At 50.6% G+C, this 25098-nt stretch carries 27 protein-coding genes and 1 riboswitch; of the genes, 4 read left to right on the forward strand and 23 right to left on the reverse strand.

What is annotated here, in order from left to right:
* The first annotated feature begins 16 nt into the window (after positions 1–16).
* The gene (locus DXD12_RS11050; protein ID WP_182457069.1) at positions 17–898 is read left to right on the forward strand and encodes a GNAT family N-acetyltransferase; all 882 of its coding nucleotides are present in this window, start codon (positions 17–19) and stop codon (positions 896–898) included.
* A gap of 65 nt (positions 899–963) precedes the next feature.
* Here DXD12_RS11050 and DXD12_RS11055 read toward each other — a convergent pair whose 3' ends face one another.
* From DXD12_RS11055 to DXD12_RS11100, 10 genes are all read right to left on the reverse strand, one after another.
* Positions 964–1677, reverse strand: coding sequence for a GTP pyrophosphokinase family protein (locus DXD12_RS11055; protein WP_107000490.1), 714 nt, complete (start codon positions 1675–1677; stop codon positions 964–966).
* Between the two features lie 37 nt (positions 1678–1714).
* Complete coding sequence (locus DXD12_RS11060) at positions 1715–2542, reverse strand: Mrp/NBP35 family ATP-binding protein (protein ID WP_022359355.1); 828 nt, start codon at positions 2540–2542, stop codon at positions 1715–1717.
* A 312-nt stretch (positions 2543–2854) separates the two neighbouring features.
* Positions 2855–3439, reverse strand: coding sequence for a biotin transporter BioY (locus DXD12_RS11065; RefSeq protein ID WP_022359354.1), 585 nt, complete (start codon positions 3437–3439; stop codon positions 2855–2857).
* 127 nt (positions 3440–3566) lie between these two features.
* On the reverse strand, positions 3567–4130 hold the full coding sequence (locus DXD12_RS11070; protein ID WP_022359353.1) for a folate family ECF transporter S component: 564 nt from the start codon (positions 4128–4130) through the stop codon (positions 3567–3569).
* A 63-nt stretch (positions 4131–4193) separates the two neighbouring features.
* Positions 4194–4298, reverse strand: a riboswitch (THF riboswitch).
* A 120-nt stretch (positions 4299–4418) separates the two neighbouring features.
* Complete coding sequence (locus DXD12_RS11075; protein ID WP_107000491.1) at positions 4419–4853, reverse strand: acyl-CoA thioesterase; 435 nt, start codon at positions 4851–4853, stop codon at positions 4419–4421.
* Positions 4854–4981: 128 nt separating this feature from the next.
* On the reverse strand, positions 4982–5257 hold the full coding sequence (locus DXD12_RS11080; protein ID WP_022359351.1) for an HPr family phosphocarrier protein: 276 nt from the start codon (positions 5255–5257) through the stop codon (positions 4982–4984).
* 73 nt (positions 5258–5330) lie between these two features.
* Complete coding sequence (locus DXD12_RS11085; RefSeq protein WP_118638366.1) at positions 5331–7808, reverse strand: homocysteine S-methyltransferase family protein; 2478 nt, start codon at positions 7806–7808, stop codon at positions 5331–5333.
* Between the two features lie 31 nt (positions 7809–7839).
* Entirely contained in the window at positions 7840–8493 is a 654-nt protein-coding gene (locus DXD12_RS11090; RefSeq protein ID WP_118638367.1) for a vitamin B12 dependent-methionine synthase activation domain-containing protein, read from the reverse strand.
* Positions 8493–9353: a methylenetetrahydrofolate reductase [NAD(P)H] gene (metF, locus tag DXD12_RS11095; protein ID WP_022359348.1), complete on the reverse strand. Its 861-nt coding sequence runs from the start codon at positions 9351–9353 to the stop codon at positions 8493–8495. Before metF ends, DXD12_RS11090 begins: the two co-directional genes overlap by 1 nt.
* Positions 9354–9519: 166 nt before the next feature.
* A complete protein-coding gene (locus DXD12_RS11100; RefSeq protein WP_118638368.1) occupies positions 9520–9990 on the reverse strand; it encodes a hypothetical protein in 471 nt (156 codons plus the stop codon).
* A 251-nt stretch (positions 9991–10241) separates the two neighbouring features.
* On the opposite strand from DXD12_RS11100, the gene DXD12_RS11105 reads away from it, so the two are divergent.
* Positions 10242–11264: a PTS sugar transporter subunit IIC gene (locus tag DXD12_RS11105; protein WP_022359346.1), complete on the forward strand. Its 1023-nt coding sequence runs from the start codon at positions 10242–10244 to the stop codon at positions 11262–11264.
* A 217-nt stretch (positions 11265–11481) separates the two neighbouring features.
* On the opposite strand, the gene DXD12_RS11110 is transcribed toward DXD12_RS11105, so the two are convergent.
* The 3 genes from DXD12_RS11110 to DXD12_RS11120 all read right to left on the reverse strand — a co-directional run bounded on the left by DXD12_RS11110 (position 11482) and on the right by DXD12_RS11120 (position 14553).
* Positions 11482–12336 (reverse strand): RelA/SpoT domain-containing protein, encoded by an 855-nt coding sequence (locus DXD12_RS11110; protein ID WP_265104151.1) that lies wholly within the window; start codon positions 12334–12336, stop codon positions 11482–11484.
* 10 nt (positions 12337–12346) lie between these two features.
* The gene (galT, locus tag DXD12_RS11115; protein WP_117796167.1) at positions 12347–13852 is read right to left on the reverse strand and encodes a UDP-glucose--hexose-1-phosphate uridylyltransferase; all 1506 of its coding nucleotides are present in this window, start codon (positions 13850–13852) and stop codon (positions 12347–12349) included.
* 167 nt (positions 13853–14019) lie between these two features.
* Positions 14020–14553 carry a Gx transporter family protein gene (locus DXD12_RS11120; protein ID WP_022359343.1) on the reverse strand — a complete coding sequence of 178 codons (534 nt, stop codon included), beginning with the start codon at positions 14551–14553 and terminating at the stop codon, positions 14020–14022.
* Positions 14554–14943: 390 nt separating this feature from the next.
* Here DXD12_RS11120 and DXD12_RS11125 point away from each other — a divergent pair, with 390 nt between their 5' ends.
* Entirely contained in the window at positions 14944–15969 is a 1026-nt protein-coding gene (locus DXD12_RS11125; protein ID WP_118638369.1) for an FAD:protein FMN transferase, read from the forward strand.
* Positions 15950–16294: a NusG domain II-containing protein gene (locus tag DXD12_RS11130; protein ID WP_181357182.1), complete on the forward strand. Its 345-nt coding sequence runs from the start codon at positions 15950–15952 to the stop codon at positions 16292–16294. The genes DXD12_RS11125 and DXD12_RS11130 overlap by 20 nt, the downstream gene beginning before the upstream one ends.
* A 69-nt stretch (positions 16295–16363) precedes the next feature.
* On the opposite strand, the gene DXD12_RS11135 is transcribed toward DXD12_RS11130, so the two are convergent.
* The 10 genes from DXD12_RS11135 to DXD12_RS11180 all read right to left on the reverse strand — a co-directional run bounded on the left by DXD12_RS11135 (position 16364) and on the right by DXD12_RS11180 (position 24957).
* Positions 16364–17359 carry an aldo/keto reductase gene (locus tag DXD12_RS11135; protein WP_107000500.1) on the reverse strand — a complete coding sequence of 332 codons (996 nt, stop codon included), beginning with the start codon at positions 17357–17359 and terminating at the stop codon, positions 16364–16366.
* A 15-nt stretch (positions 17360–17374) separates the two neighbouring features.
* Positions 17375–18235, reverse strand: a complete 861-nt coding sequence (locus DXD12_RS11140) for an SseB family protein (protein ID WP_118638370.1) — start codon at positions 18233–18235, stop codon at positions 17375–17377.
* A gap of 16 nt (positions 18236–18251) precedes the next feature.
* A complete protein-coding gene (locus DXD12_RS11145) occupies positions 18252–18881 on the reverse strand; it encodes a DUF3877 family protein (protein ID WP_182427961.1) in 630 nt (209 codons plus the stop codon).
* A gap of 134 nt (positions 18882–19015) precedes the next feature.
* Positions 19016–19513, reverse strand: a complete 498-nt coding sequence (locus DXD12_RS11150) for a metallophosphoesterase (RefSeq protein WP_117796169.1) — start codon at positions 19511–19513, stop codon at positions 19016–19018.
* A complete protein-coding gene (gene rdgB / locus DXD12_RS11155; protein ID WP_107000503.1) occupies positions 19510–20112 on the reverse strand; it encodes an RdgB/HAM1 family non-canonical purine NTP pyrophosphatase in 603 nt (200 codons plus the stop codon). The genes DXD12_RS11150 and rdgB overlap by 4 nt, the downstream gene beginning before the upstream one ends.
* Before the next feature lie 115 nt (positions 20113–20227).
* Complete coding sequence (locus DXD12_RS11160; protein WP_118638371.1) at positions 20228–21937, reverse strand: lectin like domain-containing protein; 1710 nt, start codon at positions 21935–21937, stop codon at positions 20228–20230.
* Positions 21927–23093 (reverse strand): class I SAM-dependent RNA methyltransferase, encoded by a 1167-nt coding sequence (locus tag DXD12_RS11165; RefSeq protein ID WP_107000505.1) that lies wholly within the window; start codon positions 23091–23093, stop codon positions 21927–21929. The genes DXD12_RS11160 and DXD12_RS11165 overlap by 11 nt, the downstream gene beginning before the upstream one ends.
* 141 nt (positions 23094–23234) lie before the next feature.
* On the reverse strand, positions 23235–23546 hold the full coding sequence (locus DXD12_RS11170; protein ID WP_022359332.1) for a rhodanese-like domain-containing protein: 312 nt from the start codon (positions 23544–23546) through the stop codon (positions 23235–23237).
* Positions 23547–23772: 226 nt separating this feature from the next.
* On the reverse strand, positions 23773–23973 hold the full coding sequence (locus tag DXD12_RS11175; RefSeq protein ID WP_107000506.1) for a hypothetical protein: 201 nt from the start codon (positions 23971–23973) through the stop codon (positions 23773–23775).
* A 264-nt stretch (positions 23974–24237) separates the two neighbouring features.
* Positions 24238–24957, reverse strand: coding sequence for a C40 family peptidase (locus DXD12_RS11180; protein WP_022359330.1), 720 nt, complete (start codon positions 24955–24957; stop codon positions 24238–24240).
* Positions 24958–25098: the final 141 nt, after the last annotated feature.

The raw sequence follows: 25098 nt of genomic DNA on the forward strand, positions 1-25098 counted from the left end.
GAAAGGATTAGAAGTTATGAATTTAATTCAGACAAACTCTCTCTCTGCCAGACAGGCAGAACAGATCCTGGCACTGTTGAATGAATGCCAGAAGACGCAGCCGATCCACATTTCTTTTCCATTTGAAGACGGAAATTGTTTCCTGCTTCTTCTGGATGAATCAGAGACACTTGCAGCCATCATGGGAATGATCCTTCCACCGGATGGCTCTTCGGACGAGGAACCCGTCGAATGCATCGCCTTCACCCGCCCTTCCCTGCGCCGACGCGGATATTTTGCCGCACTCTTAGAAAAAGCCTGCGACATCTCCGGTGAGCACGATATTCTATTTCCGGTTGACCCGGAATCTGCTGATACGGCTGCCACGATGAAAGCCATTCACGCTGACCGCGTTGATCAGGAATATCAGATGAAATGGGACTTTGACCCGGCGGCCGAACGCTTTGACTCTCCCATGGTTGAAAAACGCCCGCTTACCTTTACCTGCACTTCTGCACCGGAAGGTGACGTCAACGAAAGTGTTGATCCCGACAGTTGCTGGGACTGCTTCCACAGCGCCGATGATCCAGATCCGGCCGTTACAATTCTGACCTATGAATTTTTAGAGACTCCGCCGGATCCGATGTGCTCTCCGGCTGCCGTGTGCATGGCGCGTATGCAGCCCATCCCGGACGTTCCCGGCACATTTCATGCCTGTTTCTACGGTTTCCGGGTCCATGACCTCTGCCGCGGACTAGGAATCGGTGAAGCTGCTTTCTGTCTGGTCTTAAACGATCTGATCGCGCGCGGCTGCACCCGAATTGTTCTTCACGTCAGCAGTGACAATTATCCGGCACTCTCGATCTATAAAAAAGCAGGGTTCCGAATTACCGAAACCCTGTCCTATTTTATGTATTAAAGATATGGCAGGCGCTTCAGCCGCCAAAAGCACCCCGATACATGAGCTATTCGTTTACATCACGACTATTCTTCCTGCGTCGGATGTTTTTCCTCAATCTTCTGACGGATGCTTAACATCTTGCAATCTGTCTCCGCGATGACATCCGCGCACTTTTTCAGCTCCGCACCGATCTCTGCGGCTTCCTGGGCATCCAGCTGCTTTTTATACTTGAGCTGGTGATCCAGACTCGCCCAGAAATCCATGGCGATCGTGCGGATCTGGACTTCCACACGGATATTTTTCTTACTGCTTGAAAAGAATACCGGTACTTCCACGATCATGTGGTAGCTGCGGTAGCCGTTTTCCTTCGGCGCCTTGATATAATCCTTGATCGCAATGATGGTCACATCATCCTGGCGTTCCAGCATCCGGCTGATCTCGTAAATATCGTCCACAAACGAACATATCACACGGACACCCGCTATATCATCCAGGTTGGACTCCATCGATTCGATCGAAAGCGGAAGTCCGCGCCGCTGCAGTTTTTCTACAATACTCTTCGGCTTCTTCACTCTCGCCTTGATCATCTCGATCGGGTTTCTTGCATTCCGCATGGAAAGCTCATCGTTGAGCACTTCCAGCTTCGTCTTAAACTCTCGAATCGCGCAGCTGTACTGCATCATCGCTTCCTGAAACTGCCTTGCCGTCTCCCGGAATGTCTCAGGAATCTCAAACACCTGAGGCGTATTGACCGCGAAATGGCTCAGCTCGCTGTTGGGATTCTGAGCAATATTCATTTGTATTCTTCCACCTCTTCTATATATCTATATTCTTTTATGCCTTCTCCACTGCGTCAGCCGCCGCATCCAGCCATGGGGATTCCACATACTCAACCAGCCCCTCGTCCACCTTGGACGCAATCGACGGATCGATCGGAATCTTCGCAAGCACCGGAATCTCATACTCGTCTGCCGTCTCCTCGATATGGCTTTCACCGAACACAGAAATCTTCTTTCCGCAGTCCGGACATTCCAGATAACTCATGTTTTCAACCAGTCCCAGAATCGGAATATCCATCTTCTTCGCCATGTTGACCGCTTTTGCCACGATCATCGAAACCAGCTCCTGCGGGGAAGTCACAATGATAATACCTGCCAGCGGCAGGGACTGAAATACAGTCAGCGGCACATCGCCGGTTCCCGGAGGCATATCGACAAACATATAATCAATGTCCTTCCAGAGTGCCTCGCTCCAGAACTGCTTAATCACGCCGCCCACAACCGGTCCACGCCAAATTACCGGATCCGTCTCATGCTCCAGAATCAGGTTCGAAGAAAGAATCTCTATCCCCGTCGAGGTCGTGCGCGGCAGCATCAGCTGATCCGCTGTCACACCTACCATGCCGTGAATGCCAAATGCCTTCGGGATCGACGGTCCTGTAATATCTGCATCAAGAATGCCAACGCGGTTGTTTCTCGCACGCATCTTACATGCCATCAGGGATGTCACCAGGGATTTTCCGACGCCGCCCTTGCCGCTGACTACACCAATTACTTTTTTAACTGAACTCTGTGGATTTAACGGCACCCGGAAACTCTCCATCGTCCGGCTGGCACACGTTTCGCCGCAGCTTGAACAATTATGACTGCAATTCTCACTCATACATACTTCTCCTTTTTATCAGGTTGGATTCTGATCGTTCGCTGGTTTTCGTTTTTGCATCCTCTTCAGACGTTTTCCAAGACCAAAAACCTGTAACGCCCAAATCCTCCCCTGTCGTAATCTCCGTACATTTTACCATATTTTCTGCAAAAATGATAGGGGGCAAACACAACTGGCAGCGTTACAAAAGAATGTGCCGTTACTGTACACGTATGCGTGAACAGTAACGTTTTCTATGAGACAAAAACAGACAGCCCGTTTGCTACACTGCATTCAGACTGTCTGTCTTTTTTATATCCTATTCATTTTTCTCTACAGATACGCCTGTACCATCGGGCGCAGCCGTCTTGCCATGATCGCCGCCAGAATGCAGAGAATATAATCCGCCGGCATCTCCGGCAGGCAGTAAACCAGCACAATCGCTTTCCAGCCGATCGGCTGCAGGGTTACGAGATGGGTAATCAGATAGAAATAAACCATTCCCATTCCATAATATACCACATATCCAGCCGTCGCCGCCGTCATCAGCGCTCCCATTTTCCAGGAATTCAAACATTCACAGACCTTTCCCATGACCCACGCCGCAAGGAGAAATCCCAGCAGAAAACCAAAGGTCGGGCGCAGCAGATACGCCGGACCGCCGCCGCGTGCAAAGATCGGGACGCCCGCAAGTCCAATCAGCAAATAGACACCCACACTGGTAAATGCCCGTCTGGAGCCCAGCAGAAATGCTGCCAGCATCACGAAAAACCACTGCAAGGTGAAGTTCATGGTATCTGCGCCGGTCGGAATGACAACCTTGATAAATGCCCCCACGGCGACCAGCGCCGCAAACAGACCGCAAAGCGCCACATCCTTCGAATGTTCCCGGCTCCGCGAAACTGCTTTTTCTCTCATCTGTTTTCCTCCATCATGCATGATGCATTTTTTCATAAACGGTTCCTTTCATGGCATGCAGCCACCGTGCCTGCAGACTTTCGCTGTCCATGTATGTTTCCTTTTGCTCAAAACGAATCCTCCAGCATCACTCCGCCTGGAATTTACGGATCATCCGCACAAGTCCAAGACTCTCCATCCGTTTTGCAATCAGATAAAAGAGTGCTGCATCCACCGGCCACTTGATGAGATTCTTAAGCACACGCATCGGCAGAAGCACCATCATTGCTTTTCCAGACATCATGCTAAGCCAGAGTGTGTTCAAAAATATGTTGCAGATCAGCGCCACCACCAGATCCGCCCAGAGCGCCCGGCGGAAGGTAAGCGGTTTCCGATACAGAATTGTGCCATATAGCACGCCGCCCAGCATCGCATTCAGCGTAAATCCCGGAAAAAATGCCCCTGTCGGCTTTACGACATATTTGACCAGGTCCAAGACTCCGCCATAGACCGCTCCAGCCACCGGACCGAAGAGGTAGTAGACAAACTGGTTGACCACACCGCCGAATCCGATTTTCAAATACGGACCAGCCTCAATCGTGAAGTATCCCAGAACAACGGAGACAGCCATCAGCATGGCGGCAGTCGTGAGTGTTTTCACGTGTTTCAGTTCCTGAAAGGATGCCTGATAACATACTGCAAATTTTTTCATAAAAAAATACCTCCTTTTCTGCAGATCTCTCGAACCACATCAGGAGATAGATTGTATCAACGATGCAGCGGGATGCGGAATACTGACCGCGAAACCCCGGAGGGTCTCTTCGTCCGGCTGACAACTCCCTGTTCAACCAGCACTTAACGCCTGTATTCCTACTCTGCGTTTCTTTTTTATCTTTTACATCATACCATAATTTTCCCGCTTTTCAAGCACTTTATAAGCGCTTCTGGCAATTTCCGCACAAGCACGCCTCTGGCAGTCCATTTTCGAACCGACCAGCATTTACTCTTCTTTTTGGCTCTGTTCGCTGTATTCCCTAAACGCACGATCCATCTCGATATAGTTGCGTTTCAGGGAAACCGGCTTTCCGTCGCGGGTCAGGAAACAATGGCGGCTCTCGCCCACGCAGCGGATTGCGCCCGTTTCCTTGTCAAAAACCGTGTATTCCAGCGTCATGCGGATGCCGTTGTATTCCTTCATCTGAACCAGCACCTGCACCGTCTCGCCAAACCGCGCCATGCTCTTATAATCGCAGTGAACCGACAGCACCGGGCTTATGATCCCCTGTTTTTCCATGATGTCATATCCCATTCCCATCTGCTCCATCATGTCGATCCGCGCTTCCTCAAACCAGTGTAGGTAATTTGCATGGTGAATGATTCCCATCTGGTCGGTTTCATAATACTGCGCTTTGTGTTCGTAAATTTTCAGTTCCATAAAAACCCCTCTTTTCCATCTAAAAAGGGATACCTGCACAACTGCAATTTCTGCCGTTCTGCAATATCCCCCTCTGGTTCTGATATGTGTGTCACCGTCCGCACACTGTGCAGGCAATGGCTGATACCTTACTGTTCCAGTTCTTCTCCGAGTCCGCTCTCGATCGCCTCGGTAATCGTCTTCAGCGCTTCTTCCTCATCCGGTCCGTCGCAGGCAACCGTGATCTCGGTGCCGCACTTGATACCCGCTGCCATCACGTTCAGCACGCTCTTTGCCACAATATGTTTCTCCCCGCACTCAATCAGAGTCCGGCTCTTAAATTTCATCGCGGTCTGCGAAAGCACGCCAGCCGGCCGCAGGTGAAGTCCCGATGGATTAACCACTTTCACTTTCTTCGATACCATAGCTGTCCCTCCCTCGTCAATTCTTAGTTTTAATTACCCTAATTTTAGTCTAAGTAAGGCAGACTGTCAAGCGTTAGACCAGCACCTGCTGCGCATAATTAACAGACGCCATCGCATCGCGGCAATACGCATCTGCTCCGATCATATCCGCGTATTCCTGGGTCAGAACCGCGCCGCCGACCATGACTTTCGCCCACGGTGCTTCCTTGCGGAGCTGCTTGATCGTCTCCTCCATGCTCGGCACGGTGGTCGTCATCAGGGCGGACAGACCGACCAGTCTTACATGGTTCTTGATCGTCTCTTCCACGATCGCCTCCGGAGCTACGTCCTTACCTAAATCCAGCACATCATAGCTGTAATTCTCCAATAATACTTTTACGATATTTTTTCCAATGTCATGAATATCACCCTTGACGGTCGCCAGCACGATCTTGTCCTTCTTCTCTCCTGCTTCCCCGGAGGACTCCATCTGGTTTTTGATGACCTCAAACGCCGATTTTGCTGCCTCCGCACTCATCAGAAGCTGCGGCAGAAAGACAGTGCCTGCCTCAAAACCCTTTCCGACCTTATCGAGTGCCGGGATCATGCAGGAATTGATGACGGTCAAGGAATCCATGGTCTTTAAGAGTTCCCCGGCTGCCGATGCCGCCTGCTCTTTTAAACCTCTCTCCACACTGACCGTAAGCTGATGCTCCGGACCGGATGCCTGGCTGCCAGTGTCCGCACTGCCGGAAGCTCCAGCTGCACCTGCCGCCGGGGCACCCGAACCTGCGCTGCCTGCTGCACCTACGCCGGAAGCTCCGCCCGCACCTGCCTTTGGGATCGCCAGCCGCGCTGCCTGCTCAATATAATCGCCGCAGTGTTCATCCAGTGCTGCCAGAGCCCGGTAACTATAATAAGAACGCATCATTGCCGCCGAATTCGGATTGATGATCGCCGCGGTCAGACCGCTCTGCATCGCCATCGTAAAGAAATTGGAGTTGACAATCTCACGCTGCGGTAATCCGAAGGAAATGTTTGAAACGCCGAGAATCGTATTGCAGCCAAGTTCCTGACGGACACGGCGCACCGTCTCCAGTGTCACCAGCGCGCCGGTCGGCTCGGAGCTGATCGTCATACAGAGCGCATCGATCACGATGTCTTTTTTCTGGATGCCATACTTTTCCGCCTCCGCACAGATTTTCCGCGCGATCGCCATACGTCCGTCCGCCGTCGCCGGAATGCCTTCCTCGTCGATCGTCAGCGCAACCACCGTGCCGCCGTAATGTTTTACCAGCGGAAATACAGCGTCCATGACCTCCTGTTTGCCATTGACAGAGTTAATCAGTGCCTTTCCATTATAAATACGCAGCGCCTGTTCCATCGCCTCTGTGTCAGTCGTATCAATCTGCAGCGGAAGCTCGGTCACCGCCTGCAATTCCTGTACGACCTCGCGCATCATCGCCACTTCATCGATCTCCGGCAGTCCCACGTTGACGTCAAGCACCGCAGCGCCATTTTCCTGCTGGGTGATCGCCTCGCGCAGGATATATTCCAGGTTGTGATCGCGCAGCGCCTGTTTGAACTTTGATTTTCCGGTCGGATTGATGCGCTCGCCAATAATGACTGGATCGGTTCCCATCTCTACTACCGACGCGTAGGAAGTGATGAGAGTGTCATTTTTCGGCTCGATCGGCTTTCTCGTTCTGCCCTTACACATCTCTGCCAGCAGACGGATGTGCTCCGGGGTCGTACCACAGCAGCCCCCGACTGCCGAAACGCCCATCTCCAGCATTCCTTTCATTTCCTCGACAAATTCTGGCGGATCAATATCATATACGGTCTTTCCTCCCTCGCTTCGCGGAAGTCCCGCATTTGGATTGACAACCACCGGGATCGACGCATACCGAAGCAGTTCTTCCACAATCGGCTTCATCTGAACCGGACCTAATCCACAATTGATTCCGAGCGCATCCACGCCCAGACCTTCCAAAAGTGCCACAACGGACTTCGGTGTTCCGCCGGTTAAAAGTTTGCCTTTTCCATCGAAAATTGTGGTTGCAAAGATTGGAAGATCGGAATTTTCCTTTGCCGCCAGAACCGCTGCCTTGAGTTCATACGTGTCGCTCATCGTCTCGATCAGAATCAGATCCGCGCCGCCGCGCACGCCTGCCTTTACCACCTCGGTATAGATGGAGACCGCCTCCTCAAAGTCCAGATCGCCCATTGGCTTTAAAAGGCGTCCGGTCGGTCCCAGATCCAGCGCTACATAACCACGGCCGCAGTGTTCTACCGCTGTCCGGGCATTTTTCATCGCCGCATCCACAATCTCATCCAGATTAAACTCGGCTGTCTCATTGTATTTCAGGCGGTTCGCGCCGAATGTATTCGATAAAATAATATTTGCGCCCGCGTTCAGATAATCCTCATGGATCTTTACCAGAACCTCCGGATGCTTGATATTCCAGGTTTCCGGCAGTTCGCCCGGTTTCAGCCCGGCTCCCTGCAAAAGACTTCCCATTCCTCCGTCAAATACCAGTATTTTATCGTTCCAATCTTCCCGTATACCCATGTCAGCTTCCTCTCTGTTTTTTGTTTCTTACTTATTTATCTCTCCGGTACAGGCAGTTTTTGTTTGAACAGACCTCACAGCCCTCTTTCACACAGCCCGCCGCTATCTTCGATACTCCGATGACCGCCGTCACCGACTTGGACGGCATCATCAAAAAACTTTCCGTCAATGTAATCCCCACCGTCTTTTCCGCTTCCAGTACCCGGCAGAAATCCGGCTGGCACGAAAGCGGCAGATCTCCATAACCTGGCGAAAAGCGGGGACGCAGATAGAGTCCTTCTTCTGCTGCCTCCGCTTTTAATTTGTCATTGATTTCATTGCAGTAACTCTCAATCCGTGCCGCCGCGCACGCCTGCAGGACAACCGCCCGGCTCATCGAAAGACGGCTGTATCGGCGCAGAAGCAGATCCACACCAGCACCCAGCGTCGCCGCAAAAAGGATGATCTCCTGGCAGTCCTTTAAATTGCGGCTGAGCGCCCGGCTTTTTACTTTAAAACACGTAAAATCAAGTTCTGAATCTGGCAGCAGCGTCAGCGGATATCGTCTGTAAAAGCTCCGGCAGTTGACGGATCGCTCTAATTCTCCCAGACAGTCCTCCACCAGATCTTTCGTCTGCAGATCCGGCTCCTGCTGCCCTTTAATTCCTAAATACCGATATATTTCTCTTCGATTGACTTCCGCCATTACAGAATCTCCGACAGGTTGTTCTTAATCTGCGCCGCTACATCCGGTTTATTCATCGAATATACATGGATTCCATTTACATGGTTCGCAATCAGATCGATGATCTGCTCAGTTGCATAGGCGATACCTGCCTGCTTCATCGCTGCCGGGTTATCACCAAAACGATCTACGATCGCCTTGAAGCGTGCCGGAAGGTAGGTGCCGGACATGCTGCAGATGCGCTTGATCTGACTTATGTTTGTCACCGGCATGATGCCTGCGACAACCGGAACCGTGATTCCTTTTTCTCGGATACGGTACAGGTAATTATAAAGGATATTATTGTCAAAGAACATCTGGGTCGTCACAAAATCACAGCCCGCTTCCACTTTTTCTTTCAGATGCCCGATATCCACCGTCTTGTTGACCGATTCCACATGTCCCTCCGGATAACAGGCTGCGCCGATGCACAGATCCGGGCAGGTCTCACGGATCTCGCGGATCAGCTGGGATGCATACTGATAATCTTTTTCTACCTTGCCGTCTTTCGGAATATCGCCGCGAAGTGCCAGGACATTCTCAATTCCGTGTGCCTGAATCTCGCGCAGGACACTGTGCACCTTCTCACGGGTCGAGGAGACGCAGGTCAGATGTGACAGCGCCGGCACCTGGCAGGTGCTCTGGATATCCGATGCGATCTGGACCGTATACTGGCTTGTGCCGCCGCCTGCTCCGTAGGTCACGCTCATAAATGACGGATTTAACTTTGCAATCTCAAGCGCCGCTTTCTCAACGGAAGCGAAGTTGCTCTCCTCCTTCGGCGGGAACACTTCAAACGAAAGCGTCGGCTGTCCTTTGGCTAAAATATCCTTAATCTTCATCGTATTTATCTCCTGTTCTCATCATTTCGTCCGGTTCTGCCCCGGACCTCTATTGCCTATGTATTCTATATGATTTTTGCTCAGTATACCATATTTCCCCAATGAACGCCAGACTTCCGGCAGCTATCTTCTGGATTGATTTTCTATATCTTGCCATAGGCAAAATCTATAGCAACCAAATAAAATACATAAACATACGATACAGATAATTAATTCCAGACAAAGCAAACAAAATCAGCAAAATCACCAGCACAAGGCTCATTTTCCCCTTCTTTTTCTGATTTTTTCCTTGCTGCACCGCGCTTCGTCTCTGCGTTGTCTGATACGACATACTGTTCTGGTTCTGTGTCCGGACGGATGCCTGTCTGCCTGCGCCTGCTGCTTTCTGCGTCTGGGAATATACCTTCGCCCGGTCCGCAAGCGTGCGGATGGCATCTGTGCCTGCCCTTGCACTCGTTTCCCACGAGGCAGATCCCGCATTGTGGTACTCACAGTCCGTCTCATGCGCCGGGTGGCGCTCATTCAGATAATAAGTTGCATTGACATAGTTAGGATTCCGGATCCACTGTTTACAAAAAGAACAATAATGACCATACTTGATCGGATGGTCGCAAATCGGACAAATTCGTCTCTGCATGAAATACCTCCCCTCGGATCGAACATACTTTTTCGAAAACACCTCGTCAATTATTTTTTATTGTACCATAACTTTTTTACTTTTTTCTATATTTTCTCTTGTATTTTCTCCATTTCGTGTTAAAATACAAACGTCCATTACACCTGTCAAGACAGGTGTAAGCCATTTATTTGACTGTCATGGATTTGACCGGAATGGCTGAAACGATTCATTCCGTTCACAATTATTTTACTCTGGGAGGTTCTATCAATATGGAACGTGTGAAAGCTTTTCTGAAACGGAAGCAGGTTGTCATCTCCGTTCAGACGTATCTCATCGATGCGCTGGGCGCGATGGCATTTGGTCTGTTTGCTTCTCTTCTGATCGGTACCATTTTCGGCACGCTGGGGGAAAAAACAGGCGTTGTAATTTTTACTACGATCGCAGGCTACGCCAAGAGCGCGACCGGTGCGGCGCTCGGCGTCTCGATTGCCTACGCCTTAAAGGCACCGACGCTCGTCCTTTTCTCCGCCGCTACCGTCGGCATCGCGGGCAATGAACTCGGCGGTCCGGTCGGCGCGCTCGTTGCCACCATCATCGCAGCCGAGCTTGGAAAAATCGTCTCCAAAGAGACACCGGTTGATATTCTCGTCACCCCGGGTGTCACCATCATCTCCGGCATCCTGGCCGCACAGTTTGTCGGTCCGGGCGTCTCCGCATTCATGACCGCTTTCGGAAATCTGGTGAAGACAGCGACCGTCATGCAGCCGCTTTTCATGGGTATTCTGGTTTCTGCCCTGATCGGCATCGCCCTGACGCTTCCGATCAGCAGTGCGGCAATCTGCATCATGTTAAGCCTCGACGGTCTGGCAGGCGGTGCCGCCACCGCAGGCTGCTGCGCGCAGATGGTCGGATTTGCCGTTTTAAGCTTCTGTGAAAATAAATGGGGTGGTCTTCTGGCACAGGGACTCGGAACCTCGATGCTCCAGATGGGAAATATCGTCCGGAACCCGAAAATCTGGATTCCACCGACACTCGCCTCGATGGTCACCGGTCCGCTCTCCACGATGGTCTTCCATCTGGAAAATATTCCAGCCGGTTCCGGCATGGGAACCTGCGGTCTCGTCGGACCGATCGGAATCTACACCGCCATGCAGGGAAGTGGAAATTCGATGATGTGGCCGGGCATCCTGCTCATCTGCTTCGTGCTTCCGGCTGTTTTGACCCTGTTCTTCGGCGCACTTTGCCGGAAAGCCGGATGGATCAAGGAAGGCGATTTGAAGCTGGATCTATAATTATAGCTCCATGTGCTTCCAATTATCTATCATTCCTATCTGGCATCTGTCCTTAGAATCAGCCAGATTGTCACGGTTCACGCATACGTGCCCAGTAAGGCCAGATTCATAGACCTATGACAGCAAAACAGGCATTGAAATGCTCTTCATCCACCACTGTGTGGATAGCAAGCATTCCAATGCCTGTTTTTTGATCCAGTTATCTTTTCCCTATTCCTTATCGTTCTTCTTTCCCCAGCAGCTCCCGCATACTTGCGAGCAGCTTCGCCTCTTTGTCTTCCTTATATTCTCCGAGCAGGACCTCTTCAAACTCCTTCTCCACCTTCATCCGGCGGAAATACGAGCTCATTTCATCCGCCATACCGGAGAGCCGGTTTAACAGGCGGGAGAAATCGCGCAGCATCACGTCGTCCTTGTGGTACGGATAAACAATGTCGTGGTCAACCTCACTCCATCCCTCCTCGAACAGCGTTCTCGCCTGAATCTCGACGTAGTAACCGCGGTATTTGATGATGTAGTGAAGGGAACGGTAGATACCGCCTGACTTGATTTCGATCACATTTTCATCGTAGATCCGGCTGTCCCCGTTTCGGCGGTATACCTTCGGACGCTCTGCAATGTAGCAGTGTGTCTCATCGTTGTCAAAATCGCGCTCACGGTCTTTTACATACTGCTCCGGGGCATTTTCAAACGCCGATGTGATGTATTCATGGAAATGACGCCAATCCTCACGGTACAGGAAGAATACACGGATACCGATAAGGTCCGTCACGTATTTCCAGTAATTATCAACTCCCAGCTGGGCAAATTTCTCCGGCTGCTCTTTTTTCTTGCGGATGATCTTCTCCAACAGATGCCCCGGTGCCTTGGTACGGTAACGGTAGGAATGGATCCCCGCTTTTTCAATATCATACAGATACTTATCTACAAAATCCTTGCCAATCTCCCGCAGCTTTCCCTCGATCGTCGCATAATGATCCGCGATCGCAGTCAATTCCTCCCAGGAAACGCCCGCCGCGTCAAAGTCTTCCTGTTCGATCCGATATTTTCTTAAAAATAAATCTCTCTCCATTATCTCCTCTTTATCGGAAGCCCACTGAGCGCAGGAACCGGGCAAATGCCTCCCTGCCTTCCGGCGTACACTTATATACGCCCGCGTCTTCCAGTACCTGCTCAAAGACAAGACCTACCTCTTTTTGCAGGATTTCGTTTATATTTTCACTTGTTATATGCTCATACTTCGGCAGGAACTCATCCACCCAGTCCGCATGCTTTTCAAGCTCTGGATTGGAACGGATATCGCCTCCGGAAAGGATCACCTCCGCCAGATCGGCAAGCTCCTGTTTCAATCTGGACGGGAGCACCGCCAGACCCATGACCTCGATCAGACCGATATTTTCTTTCTTGATGTGATGCAGCTTCGCGTGCGGATGGTAAACACCAAGCGGATACTCATCCGTCGTGATGTTATTGCGGAGCACCAGATCCAGCTCGTAGAAATCGCCATTCTTTCTGGCAATCGGCGTGATCGTGTTGTGCGGTTCTCCGTCCGTCTCAGCATAAATAAAAGCATCCTCATCCGTATAGCTGCGCCATGCACGCAGCACTTTTTCACCAAGATCAATCAGGCGGTCCGGATTCTTGGAACGGGTCCGCAGAACTGACATCGGCCATTTAACGATTCCGGCTTCCACATCCTCGAAGCCTTCCATCTCAAATTTCTGTTCAATCGGCGCTTTTGCCATCGCAAACGTGTAATGTCCGCCCTGGAAATGGTCGTGACTTAAAATCGAACCGCCGACGATCGGCAGATCCGCATTGGACCCCAGGAAATAGTGCGGGAACAATTTCACAAAATCAAACAATTTGACAAACGTTGCCCGTTCGATCTTCATCGGCGTGTGCACACCGTTGAACACGATGCAGTGCTCATTGTAATACACATACGGCGAATACTGAAAGCCCCACTGGCTGTCATTGACCGTGATCGGAATAATGCGGTGGTTATTGCGCGCCGGATGGTTGACACGTCCGGCATAGCCTTCATTTTCCTTGCATAAGAGGCATTTCGGATAACCGCTCTGCTTTGCCAGTTTGGCTGCCGCGATTGCCTTCGGATCTTTCTCCGGCTTGGATAAATTAACCGTGATGTCCAGCTCCCCGTATTTTGTATCCGTTTTCCATTTCATATCCTTGGAAACACGGTAACGGCGGATGTAATTGGAATCCTGGCTCAATTTGTAATAATAATTGGTTGCCGCCTCCGGCGATTCCTCATACAATTTCCAGAAATGTCCAATCACCTCGCTCGGGCGCGGCATCAGGCAGTTCATCAGCTTCGTGTCAAACAGATCGCGGTACACCACGCCGTCCTCCTTCAAAACGCCCGTCTCATGTGCATAATCAAGCAGGGCATCCAACGTCTCTTCCAGTGAAATCTCCCTGCATGCGCCCTGCGGTTCTTCATATTCATCCAGTCTCAGAACCTCGAGAATCTGGTTCGTCGCGTAAATGCGATCCGACTCCTGAAGAAGCCCCGTATTGACTCCGTACTGTACTAAATTTCTGATTGCTTCATATACTGCCATACCCTATCCTCCTGACTGAAAAACAACCTTGCTGTTTCATTCTTATCCTTTTTATAACTTTAGCTGCCCGTATACCATTGCGCCACCTTATCTCATGGCATTTTCGGTTCCAAAAATGCCTGCATATGAACAGTCACTGTACATCCTCTTACTCTTGTGGCTTCCATTTACATAAATTTTGTCAAATCCAGACATTTTAAGCGGTTTACCAGGATTCCTCCGAGAAGCCCAATCAGCGCCCCCGCTGCCGTTCCGGCTGCCAGAAGCACCGGAAGATAGTAGAACAGACTCGCATTTTCCACCACCAGCGCCGCCACGATAAGCTGCCCGATGTTGTGTCCCGCACCACCCAGGATGCTGACACCGGTCACGCCGAACCAGTCCAACCGGCGGAACACCACCATCAGAAGAAGGCTGACCGCAGCACCTGCCAGACTATACAGCATCATCGACAGGTTTCCAAACGTAAATCCTACCAGCACGATACGCACCAATGCAATCGCCGCTGCCGCACCGGCTCCCAACAGATACAGGCTCACGATCGACGCCAGATTCGCCAATCCCAGCTTGACCCCCGGAACGCCCAGGTTGATCGGTATCAGGGTCTCAACATAGCTCAGCAGAAATGCCAGCGCTGTCATCATTCCATATAAAGCGATTTTTCCGGCTCTGGATGTGCCTGCTCGTCCTTTTTTCTGCATTTCTTCCTCCTCTGTATACCTCTATGAATATATTAGTAAAAATTTTTAGTTTTGTAAAGCGCGTAACGGTTCACAGATAGGAATTTTCTGAACTAAAAATTCCGTACGATACAGTTCTGGCGTTACTGTTCACGCATACGTGCCCAGTAACGGAATTTGCCGTGGCTTCGCATTTAAATACGGCAAATTCCTGCTGCCACCACGTTTTCTTACGGCACTTTCGGTTCCAAAAGTGCCTACCCGTGTACAGTAACGTTCTGGCTACCGATGCGTTTAGTTTCTGGGCCGTAATCTTGACTTTCCTATCAACCTTTGTTAGAGTAGTTGCAGACATTTTTGCAAACATAGTTTCAAACCGAATTTTCGATATTTTTAAGAATGGAGCTCTTTATGAAAAAAAAGGATTTATCCGCGCTTCTGACACTTCTTGCCGTCGTATTTTTTGGCTGCGGCGCGGCGCTTCTTTTCAGCAAATCCCGCCGGGAGCCGATCAGCCGTTCCGCGTTTCTGCTGAATACATTTGTCAACATCACACTCTATGATTCGCAGGATGAAGCGATCCTTGACCACTGTGTGGACATGTGCCAGGAGTACGAAAACCGTTTCAGCAAGACGATCGAGGGCAGCGAGCTTTACAAGTTAAACCACCGCAGCGCCGACGAGACGACTTTTACCGTCTCCGACGATATGGCGGCGATGATTTCTGAAGGACTGCATTACAGTGAGGTTTCCCATGGTGCCTACGACCTGACGATCGAACCGCTCAGTTCTCTCTGGAATTTTACCAGCGACGAGCACGTGATCCCAGCGGAGGATGACATAACAGCGGCGGCAGAACGCGTCAACTGGAAAAATGTGAAACTTGACGGAAATACTTTAACCTTCCTCTCCCCGGACACGACGATTGACCTCGGCTCCATCGCCAAGGGCTACATTGCCGACCGCATGAAAGACTATCTGACCGAATCCGGCGTCGAAAGCGCCATCATCAACCTGGGCGGCAACGTACTCTGTGTCGGTGAGCGCACAAACCACCAGCCGTTCCGCATCGGGCTGCAGAAACCGTTTGCCGACTATGCAACGGTCTTTGCCGATCTGAATATTGATGACATGTCCGTTGTCTCCTCCGGCGTCTATGAGCGCCATTTTGAGAAAAACGGTGTCAATTACCATCACCTGTTAAACCCGAAAACAGGCTATCCGTACCAGAACGGACTGGTTTCCGTGACGATCGTCTCCCCGCGTTCGGTGGACGGCGATGTACTCAGCACGACCTGTTTCTCGATGGGACTGGATAAGGGCCTGGAACTCATCAATTCAATGGATGGCATTTATGCTTATTTTATCACGGATGATTATGAACTGATTTACTCGGATGGAGCGGAGGCATTTATTGATGAAATCAAAGAAAAATAGAAATGATTTTGTTTTGATTCTGGTTCTTCTTGCCGTCATACTCATCGGTTTTCTGGTTGTGCGCTTGCAGCGCCAGAAGGATGCTTTTACCGTCGATGTCAGTGTCAATGGAACAACCGTCGCCACCTACCGGCTGGATGAGGAGATAGACACCTGGATCGACGGGTATCAGGGGGGACAAAATCATCTGGTGATTCAAGATGGATGTGCCCGGATCGAAGAGGCAGACTGCCCGGACAAGCTCTGTGTGAAGCAGGGAACCGTTTCAGAGAGTGGAGAATCGCTGGTTTGCCTGCCGAATAGGGTGGTTGTGGCGGTTAAATAGATATGGTTTGCCAACACGGACGGAAACGCCCAGCGGGTACGCATAATTGCGCCGCTGGGCGTTTTCTGTTTATTTTATTCCACAAATTTGATCGATTTTAAGCAGCTCTTCCTCGCTCAACGGTGCCCCATCCAACATTTTCAGATTATCTAATATCTGCTCCGGTTTGGACGCACCGATGAGAACGCTGGTTACCACAGGATCCTTCATGACCCATTTGAGCGCCATCTGGGAGAGTTTTTCGCCTCTCTGTCCGGCCATCTCGTTGAGGGCGCGGATCTGGCTGATTTTTTCTTCGGTGAGCTGGTCTTTTTTGAGAAATCTGCCGTCGGTCATGACGCGGCTGTCGGCTGGGATACCGTACAGATAACGGTCGGTTAAAGTTCCCTGTGCAAGCGGGCTGAATGCAATCAGACCTTTCTTTTCTTTGACAGCGGCTTCTTTTAAGCCGTTGTTTTCGATCGTGCGGTCAAAGATGCTGTAGCGGTTCTGATTGATGACGAACGGGCATTTCAGATCACGCAGGATCGCAGCGGCTTCCTGCATTTTTTGTCCATTGTAGTTGGAAAGTCCTGCATAGAGAGCTTTTCCGCTCTTAACTGCCTGATCGAGTGCTCCCATCGTCTCCTCAAGCGGCGTCTCCGGGTCCATCCGGTGATGGTAGAAAATGTCTACATACGGAAGTCCCAGGCGTGTAAGGCTCTGATCGAGGCTTGCAAGCAGGTATTTACGGCTGCCCCAGTTTCCATAAGGGCCGTTCCACATCTCGTATCCGGCTTTCGTGCTGATGATCAGCTCGTCTCGATATGGCATGAAATTTTCCTTTACAATCCGTCCCAGATTTTCCTCAGCACTTCCCGGCTCCGGTCCATAATTGTTGGCAAGGTCAAAGTGCGTGACGCCATTGTCAAAAGCGGTAAAACACAGCTTCCGCATTGTCTCATAGACGCCGGTGCTGCCAAAATTATGCCAGAATCCCAGCGAAACTGCCGGGAGTCTGAGTCCGCTGCTGCCGCAGCGGTTGTAGGTCATTCCATCATATCTTGCGTCTGCTGCCTGATACATATACTCTTTCCTTTCCTACTCCCGTCCAGCCTCTGCCTGAACCTCGCGGATAGCTGCGTCGATCTGTGCCTCTACGGATACCGGCTTCTGGACCGGTGCTTCCGGCTGCTTCTTTACTTTCTGTACGGTCAGCGGCATATTAACGCCCAGCGGATTGAGAACGATGCCCTTTGCCTCCTCCGGGAGTACCTGAGCTAGCTTGAGCGCATCTACGACAACCGGGCGGAATTTCTTCTCACGGTTGAAACGCTGGAACTCGATCACATCCGTAAAGATCGGCTGGAAAATATCTCCGCTCTTTAATTTAACCAGCGGAATGCCATTTCCTTCCTCTGGAAGCGGCACGATATAGCGGCCCTTCGTGAAGTGCGCGCCGATCTCCTCCTGTAAATCGTTTAATTCCGGCGTAATCTCCTGATTTGGCTGACGGCGCAGATCCTGCATATAGTAAAGCATCGTCAGGTGCAGCTCCGGGTTCTCCACCCAGACTTTTCCATTCTTGCTCTCCTCCGGGTCTTTGCGTCTTACAAACTCGGTCAGCTGAATCATCTTCTGCTCCTCGCCCACGTGTACCTGGATAGCATTGATACCCATCGTGTAAAGGCTGGTATAGAAAAGCAGAAGGCTCTTTCTGTCTACCTTCGCGATTCCTACCGGAATCTGCTGCTCTGCCAGCTTCTGTGCGCCTGCCTTTGCGCCCTCTTCGTCCGTAAACAGCAGGATGGCATCATCCATTGTTTCCGGATCACAGTATACATACGGCTCTTTCGTACATCCGGAAAGAATGGCATATAAGGAATCTGCCTCTCTTAACTTCTGTGCGAAGATATCCGGCTCCTGTTCATTCGTATTTGTCTGCTTTGTCTCGTTTTCCATCCGTCTAATCTCCTTTTTATTGAATCGTCATCAATGCCTCAAAATCAGCCCGTGCAAATCGGTGGTAAATCGTGTGCCCCATCTCCTCACGGATGCAGTAATCATATGCATCGATGCTGCTGTCTGTAAAATAAATGACATAATCAAAATCCATGCCGTCCGGCATCTGCCGACACTCATACGCACCGAATTTTTCAAACACAGCGGTAATCTCTTCCTTTGTGCAGGCGTGCTTTTCCCGAAACAACTGGATCAGCTCCTTTAAAAACGGCGGTTCCGGAACCTGCTCATGGACATACTCCACAAAATCCGGCGGGATCGTAAAGACGATCCGATCGGCGTGGATCCGAATCTGGGTATCTCCCATTTTCTCCTTCTTCGCCTCCAGCTCATGCCGTATCTTCTTCGCCAGCTCCCGGATATCCGTCTCCTGCATCTCCAGCATCGCATTCAGGGAAGAAAGCGGATAATAAAGGCGCATCGTCTCCCTGGCATAACCAAGTTTTAGCTGCGCCTCTTTGATCTGATCCGTCATATTTTGAATTAAAGCTTCCAGTTTCATGTCATACTCCTGCCTCGGAAACGAAACCTCCGTCCCCGGCATCTTTATTGGGTCGATTGAATCATTGATAAGTACCTTTTTCACAATCTCTCTCATTATAACAATTTACCGAAAATGCGTCAATATGCGGATATTTGCTTTTTCGGTTTCTGTACACGCATAGTTACTGGGCACGTATGCGTGTACAGTGACACACATATGTGCCCAGTAACAGACCTCTACAAATAGCAGGTCGTAAAATGCGCCTCGCCCTCGTCATCCAGATCCATGAGCATGTAGCTCGGGCGTCTGCCCTCCTGGCGCGGAAACGAAAGACTGCCCGGATTCAACACAGTCAGATCCCCGCGCCGCTCCAGATACGGCTTGTGGGTATGTCCAAACATCGCAATCTGCACGCCGCGATCCTGTGCCTCATCGATCAGGCGCTCCGTCCCAACCGATACGCTATAAAAATGACCGTGGGTTAGAAATGTGCGGTATTTTCCAATCGAAATCTCCTTCTCACGGTCCAGATGGGAGAAAAAATCATTATTTCCCAGCACCATATAGACCTCGCAGTCCGGGTTCTGCTCCTTACACCACGATGTAATCATGTCCTCACTTCCCTCGGCGTCACCCAGATGAATGAACATGTCAAACGGTGCTTCATTCTGGATGACTTCCAGCAGATTACCATCCCGACGGTGGGTGTCGCTTGTAATTAATATCTTTTTCATCTCTCGCCAAGCGCCTCCTTCAGCGCATCTTTCATCCGCTCCAGCGCCTTGCCCCGGTGGCTGATACGGTTTTTCTCCTCCATCGTGAGCTCTGCTGACGTTTTGCCGTACTCCGGCAGCCAGAGAATCGGATCATATCCAAATCCGCCGTTTCCAGCCGCTTCCTTTGCAATCTCGCCCTCCATCGCCGCTTCTGTGTGAAGCACTCTGCCATCCGGCAGCACTGCCGCGATATTGCACATAAAACGGGCGCTCCGCTCTTTTCCTTTTGCATCCTTCACGCGCTCAATCAAAATCCGGTTCTTTTCCTCATACGGTGTGTCCCCTAAATACCGCGCTGAATAAACGCCCGGCTCGCCGTTTAAATAATCTATCACCAGTCCGGAATCATCTGCCAGCACAATGCCGCCCGTCTTCTCCCAGACTGCCTTCGCCTTGATCTCTGCATTCTCGCGGAAGGTGGTTCCATTTTCCTCGATCTCGCCTTCAAATCCAGCCTCGCGCATCGTAACAATCTCACGGTTTAAATCCTTTAAAATCTCACGGATCTCTTTCAGCTTTCCCGCATTTCCCGTCGCAAATATAATTTTCTCGCTCACTTTTCCTCGCTCCTTTATCCTCAAACAGCATGGCTTTTCATATCCCGACATTCCGAATCACCGTTCTTCAAAAACGGCTTCCGCCATACCTTCACATCCGTACCAGCAATCAATTCTAGGAATCCACATTTCTCGTATACGCTTTCAAACACACATTGCAGTTTTGCTCCGCCTCCACGCGCTCCCAGGAGGAACCGCGGTAACTGATATAGCCTTCACCGTCGCTTAAATCGACCGTCAGTCCCTTATCCGACGAACTGTACTCGATCGCCACCGGATGAATCGCTCCCGGCGTCGTGATCTCGACAATCACGGCAAACCGTTCGCCTGCCTCCAGCGTCACCGTCTTATCCAGCAAAACCGTATAATATCCGGCGTTCGCAACCTCCCCGGAAGCCACCTTTCTGCGCCGCCCGAACTGGGAGCTGCCCTCGGCGTCCGTCACGGTATATACCTGATACGATGTATTTTCCCCGGTTGCATAGAAGCCGACTGCCTCCAGCTCTTCTTTCTCCTCTGCCGTATAAATATTGGCAAAAAATGCCGATTCTTTTCCGTAACCGAGCTGCCCGACCCAGCCGCATAGATCTGCCTGGTAAATGTGGTCGTAATTATCTGCCGACTCGATACCGGAATAGAGAATGTTGTGGATCCCAATATTTGTATCATAGTAGGATACGTAAAAATACCCATCGTCCCCAAATTCGCCGCCCCAGCTGTTGGCGCAGATAAACGCGCCATCCCCCTCCGGAGGCTGGTTAAAATTGTCTCTCGAATAGTGGTCATCCCAGCCGATGATCACAACGTCATGATTTGGCTTCTCACCGCCATTATACCAGTACGCCCCTGTCTCTTTCCGGTAATAATGCGTATCGTCGCGGTCACTGACCATCGCCGTATACAGGGAACTCTGAACGCCTCCGTACAGATAAACCGCCCGTTTAACCGCCTCATAATCCTTCTCCGGCAACACCTGTATCTCCTGCACATGACAAGCAGGGCTTAAACCGTCAGGCGAATAGCCGTCGCCGTATGGATCCTCTTCTTCCAGCACCGGCCCCTGCCACGCCAGCAGATACGCCATCGACATCGTATACTCGCCCCCGGCATTCTGTGAAAAATGGAAGCTGTTCCGGAGGGACATATGATCCTCCGAAAAGCTGACATTCCACTCCGGTCGGACACGACTTTCCAGCGCCATCACCGATGCAAACGCCCAGCACGTTCCGAGACTCCCCTGGTTTTTAACCGCCGGTGCCCGGCCAGCCTTCCGGTAATCATAGGATTCCGGCAAAAACGTGGCTGGATCCTCTGACCCGGTCAGTTCCATTTTCCGGTTCTCTGCATCCCAATTTTCTTCATAGGAAAATACCTCCGTCACCGCCTCAAGCGGCACATACAGGATTCCATTTTCCCACTCTGGGGGTGCTGCAATCGTCTGGCTCTCCTCCCCAAGCAAAAGTTCCGGGCTTCCGACCGTCATCTCCGCATGAGTATTGCCGCGCTCCATCACAAGCCGGTTTCCATCGTAGAGAAGCGCCGCACAGGAAAGCGCGTCCGGCAGCATCCCATACGGTATCATAAACTGCCCGTCCTGCGACATTCTCAAGCTTCCAAGCTGCGGATCGACCATTGTTCCATCGACTTCCAGCGTGATCGGGCTGTCATTAATCTCCTCGGCCATCTGCTCATACCACTCCGGCTGCCACTCGGCGCTCTCCTCCGTCTTTTCCACCTGCTTCGGAATATGAATCAGACGGTTCTCGCGTACCAGAAATCCCAGCAGAAGCACCAGAAGCGCCCCATAGAAAACATTACGCTTCAACCTGATCCCCCGTTTTTCTTCTCGGCGGCTTCGGACCCATAAACTGATAATAATACGTCTTCATCATACCATTGTAGATTTTCCGGTTCTTGTCCGCTTTCCTGCCAATATAGCGCTCTGCGTCCTCATACGCGGTAATCAGGTACATCGACCAGGAATCCAGCGCCTTAAACCGTTCACCGATCGTCTTATAGAGCGCTGGAAGGTTCTTTTTCTCCTCGATACGCTCGCCGTAAGGCGGGTTTGTGATAATAAAGCCATATTTCTTCGGATGGCTCAGCTGCGCCACCGGGCGCTCCTGGAAATGAATCATGTGATCCACTCCGGCTCTCTCCGCATTTTCCCGCGCCGCCTTGATTACCTCTCCGTCAATATCGTAGCCCTGAATGTCTACCTTTACGGTATCATCCACCATCTCGGTCGCTTCATCGATCGCGTCGTACCAGCATTTCTTCGGAATCAGGTTTGTCCAGCTCTCCGACAGGAAGGAACGGTTCATGCCCGGTGCCATATTTGCCGCGATCATCGCCGCCTCGATTGGGAAAGTACCGCTTCCGCAGAACGGATCGACCAGAATCCGGTCCGCTTTCCACGGAGTCAGAAGAATCAGCGCCGCTGCCAGTGTTTCCGTGATCGGCGCCTTACTCGTCATCTGACGGTAACCGCGCTTGTGCAGCGACTCGCCGCTCGTATCGATACCGACTGTCACCTGATCCTTATAGAAAAAGACGCGCAGCGGATATTCATTGCCCGTCTCCGGCATCCGGTCCAGATCGTAATATTCCTGCATATGACGGGCAATCGCCTTTTTCATAATTCTCTGGATATCTGACGGGCTGAACAGCTTACTCGAAATAGACGACGCCTTTTTAACCCAGCATTTACCGTCCTTCGGAAGATATTTCTCCCACGGAATCGCACGGGTCGCCTCAAACAGCTCGTCAAAGGTCACTGCCTTGAAGCTTCCCACTTTTAAAAGGACGCGCTCCGCCGTCCGCAGAAAAATATTCGCACGGCAGATCGCCTCCGCATCGCCGATAAAGGTTACGCGGCCATTTTCCACCTCGGTAACCTCATAGCCCAGATCCACTACCTCTTTTTTTAACACTGCTTCCAGTCCAAAATGGCAGGGAGCAATCAGTTCATATCGTTCCAATCTTTTTTCCTCTTATCTCTCTGTGGATTCATTGCCAAATCATTTCATGCAAAGAACCCTTTTATTTTCATTACAGTCTTCACCATTTTTATTCTAGTTGACTGGTCTGCATCTGTCAATGAAAAGCCGCGGCAAAAGTGTCTATCTCAGGCTGCACTGATACTTCCCCTGATAAAAGCGGTAACCGCCGCCCAGATTATAAACCTCATATCCCATCCGGTCATACCAGCCGCACACCAGAAGGCTTTCACTCCCCCGCGCACAGTAAAACAGAAGCGGACGTTCACCTGTAAGTGTCTGCCGGTTATCCTGAAGCCATAAAAATGGAATATTTTCCGCCTCGCAGAGGTGAGACACATTATATTCTTCCGGCGTCCGAAGGTCAATCAGCCGTCCCGTGTACCCTTGCTCCAGCCACGCGTCCAGATACCGCACCGGTATGGTCTGATACATCCGTCATCCCTCCTCATTTTATACAAAAACGGTTTCTGACAGAACCCGATTTCTTTTTTACCTCTATGTAATATTAATATATGCTTTGTCCGGCGGACAGGTGTCAGAGGAGATGCGGCAGCCTCTTCCATTGGCACGAAAGTACAAAAGACGAACAAATGCCGGGAAACGGTGGATATTCCGCATTCCCGGCATTCACTATTTTTTCTCTTATCTGCCTATCTCATCAGTCACAATCGCTGTAATCATCCTCTGTCTTGTCCTGATACTGGTTTTTAGAGCTATTTCTGGAACGGTTCTGGCTCTGGTTCTGCATGCGGTTCTGGCTCTGGTTGGAACCATAATTAGAGCTGTTCTTGGATGCATTTTTGGTGCTGTTTTTCTCGGCACTGTTATCATAGTTGCTGTAACTGTTTTTGCTTGACATAAGTCATTCCTCCTAAATTCCTGCCCTGTCAGGTTTTCTACGTGTCGGTTCCGGCTTCCTGTGAACAGCCGCTTAACCGTCACTTTCTTGTTACAGGTCTTAGTATGGAATTTTACTGCGAAAGTATGCAGGGTAATTCTTACTTTTTATGCCAGTAATATTTTTTTGTTTCATCGGACGCAATTTCCTATGAAATCAAAAAACATCTGCATCCAACCCTTTTTTCATGAAAAGGTTCAATGCAGATGTTTCGTAAATTCATTCTTAACCCAGCACGTTCACAATCTTAACCGGTGTGCGGTAGTTCCATGGGGAAGTCTTGATGCCGGTTCTTTCAGTTGAAGCATGTACCACTTTGCCGTCGCCGATATACATCGCTACATGGTTGATACCTCTTCCGCTTCCGTAGAAAATCAGGTCGCCCGGCTGCATCTGGTCAGCGCTGATTGCTGTACCCTGCTTGGACTGGGAAGTTGAAGAACGGTTCAGGCTCACACCGGCACCGTGCTGCATCACATATTTCGTAAAACCAGAACAGTCAACCCCTGTGTGCGGGTCGCTGCCGCCAAATTTATAACGTCCACCTACAAACTGCAGTGCATAATTGACTAACTGCTCTCTGGTCGAGAGATTGCTCTGCTCTGCGACAAATGCATCTGCGACTGCAGCTGCTTCCTCTGCCTTGCTGAGCATAACGCTACTCTGAACCTTCAAATAGCCTTCCATCTCACCGGCCGCTACCTTGATCCAGCTGTCATCTGCCTTTCCAACTACGTCATAGGACTCGCCCTTTTCAGCCATCGCTACTACTTCTGAGTTTTCATCCTCATCCGCATAGATCGAAAGGTCTGCTGCCACGGTTGCCACCATGTCGCTCTCATAACCTGTAGACGGCCCCGCAAAAGCTGCCTGCGCGCTGCCAATGGTCAGCATTGAGCACACGCATACCATACTGAAAAGTTTCTTTGTTCTATTTAAATTCATGCTTCAAAACTCCTTAATTAGATTTTGTGATTCCCGCAGATATTGCTGAAACAAAAGAATCGAGTCCCAATCGCTGTGGTGTTATCTATCGGTCGAAATGTTACATAATTATTAAATCTTGTTACGTTATTATTATATTTT

Origin of the sequence: Clostridium sp. TF11-13AC (assembly GCF_003481065.1) — a bacterium.
GTDB lineage: Bacteria > Bacillota > Clostridia > Lachnospirales > Lachnospiraceae > Otoolea > Otoolea fessa.

Excerpts from the sequence above, each read along its gene's own strand:
- DXD12_RS11065 (WP_022359354.1), bottom strand. The coding sequence starts at position 3,439 with ATGAGAGAAAAAGCAGTTTCGCGGAGCCGGGAACATTCGAAGGATGTG.
- DXD12_RS11125 (WP_118638369.1), top strand. The coding sequence starts at position 14,944 with ATGAAAAAAAAGGATTTATCCGCGCTTCTGACACTTCTTGCCGTCGTA.
- DXD12_RS11100 (WP_118638368.1), bottom strand. The coding sequence starts at position 9,990 with ATGCAGAGACGAATTTGTCCGATTTGCGACCATCCGATCAAGTATGGT.
- DXD12_RS11180 (WP_022359330.1), bottom strand. The coding sequence starts at position 24,957 with ATGAATTTAAATAGAACAAAGAAACTTTTCAGTATGGTATGCGTGTGC.
- DXD12_RS11105 (WP_022359346.1), top strand. The coding sequence starts at position 10,242 with ATGGAACGTGTGAAAGCTTTTCTGAAACGGAAGCAGGTTGTCATCTCC.
- DXD12_RS11090 (WP_118638367.1), bottom strand. The coding sequence starts at position 8,493 with ATGGCGGAAGTCAATCGAAGAGAAATATATCGGTATTTAGGAATTAAA.
- DXD12_RS11060 (WP_022359355.1), bottom strand. The coding sequence starts at position 2,542 with ATGAGTGAGAATTGCAGTCATAATTGTTCAAGCTGCGGCGAAACGTGT.
- DXD12_RS11080 (WP_022359351.1), bottom strand. The coding sequence starts at position 5,257 with ATGGTATCGAAGAAAGTGAAAGTGGTTAATCCATCGGGACTTCACCTG.
- DXD12_RS11135 (WP_107000500.1), bottom strand. The coding sequence starts at position 17,359 with ATGTATCAGGCAGCAGACGCAAGATATGATGGAATGACCTACAACCGC.
- DXD12_RS11110 (WP_265104151.1), bottom strand. The coding sequence starts at position 12,336 with ATGGAGAGAGATTTATTTTTAAGAAAATATCGGATCGAACAGGAAGAC.
- DXD12_RS11120 (WP_022359343.1), bottom strand. The coding sequence starts at position 14,553 with ATGCAGAAAAAAGGACGAGCAGGCACATCCAGAGCCGGAAAAATCGCT.
- DXD12_RS11075 (WP_107000491.1), bottom strand. The coding sequence starts at position 4,853 with ATGGAACTGAAAATTTACGAACACAAAGCGCAGTATTATGAAACCGAC.
- DXD12_RS11070 (WP_022359353.1), bottom strand. The coding sequence starts at position 4,130 with ATGAAAAAATTTGCAGTATGTTATCAGGCATCCTTTCAGGAACTGAAA.
- DXD12_RS11140 (WP_118638370.1), bottom strand. The coding sequence starts at position 18,235 with ATGGAAAACGAGACAAAGCAGACAAATACGAATGAACAGGAGCCGGAT.
- DXD12_RS11150 (WP_117796169.1), bottom strand. The coding sequence starts at position 19,513 with ATGAAAAAGATATTAATTACAAGCGACACCCACCGTCGGGATGGTAAT.
- DXD12_RS11085 (WP_118638366.1), bottom strand. The coding sequence starts at position 7,808 with ATGGGTATACGGGAAGATTGGAACGATAAAATACTGGTATTTGACGGA.
- DXD12_RS11175 (WP_107000506.1), bottom strand. The coding sequence starts at position 23,973 with ATGTCAAGCAAAAACAGTTACAGCAACTATGATAACAGTGCCGAGAAA.
- galT (WP_117796167.1), bottom strand. The coding sequence starts at position 13,852 with ATGGCAGTATATGAAGCAATCAGAAATTTAGTACAGTACGGAGTCAAT.
- DXD12_RS11130 (WP_181357182.1), top strand. The coding sequence starts at position 15,950 with ATGAAATCAAAGAAAAATAGAAATGATTTTGTTTTGATTCTGGTTCTT.
- DXD12_RS11055 (WP_107000490.1), bottom strand. The coding sequence starts at position 1,677 with ATGAATATTGCTCAGAATCCCAACAGCGAGCTGAGCCATTTCGCGGTC.
- DXD12_RS11170 (WP_022359332.1), bottom strand. The coding sequence starts at position 23,546 with ATGTATCAGACCATACCGGTGCGGTATCTGGACGCGTGGCTGGAGCAA.
- metF (WP_022359348.1), bottom strand. The coding sequence starts at position 9,353 with ATGAAGATTAAGGATATTTTAGCCAAAGGACAGCCGACGCTTTCGTTT.
- DXD12_RS11050 (WP_182457069.1), top strand. The coding sequence starts at position 17 with ATGAATTTAATTCAGACAAACTCTCTCTCTGCCAGACAGGCAGAACAG.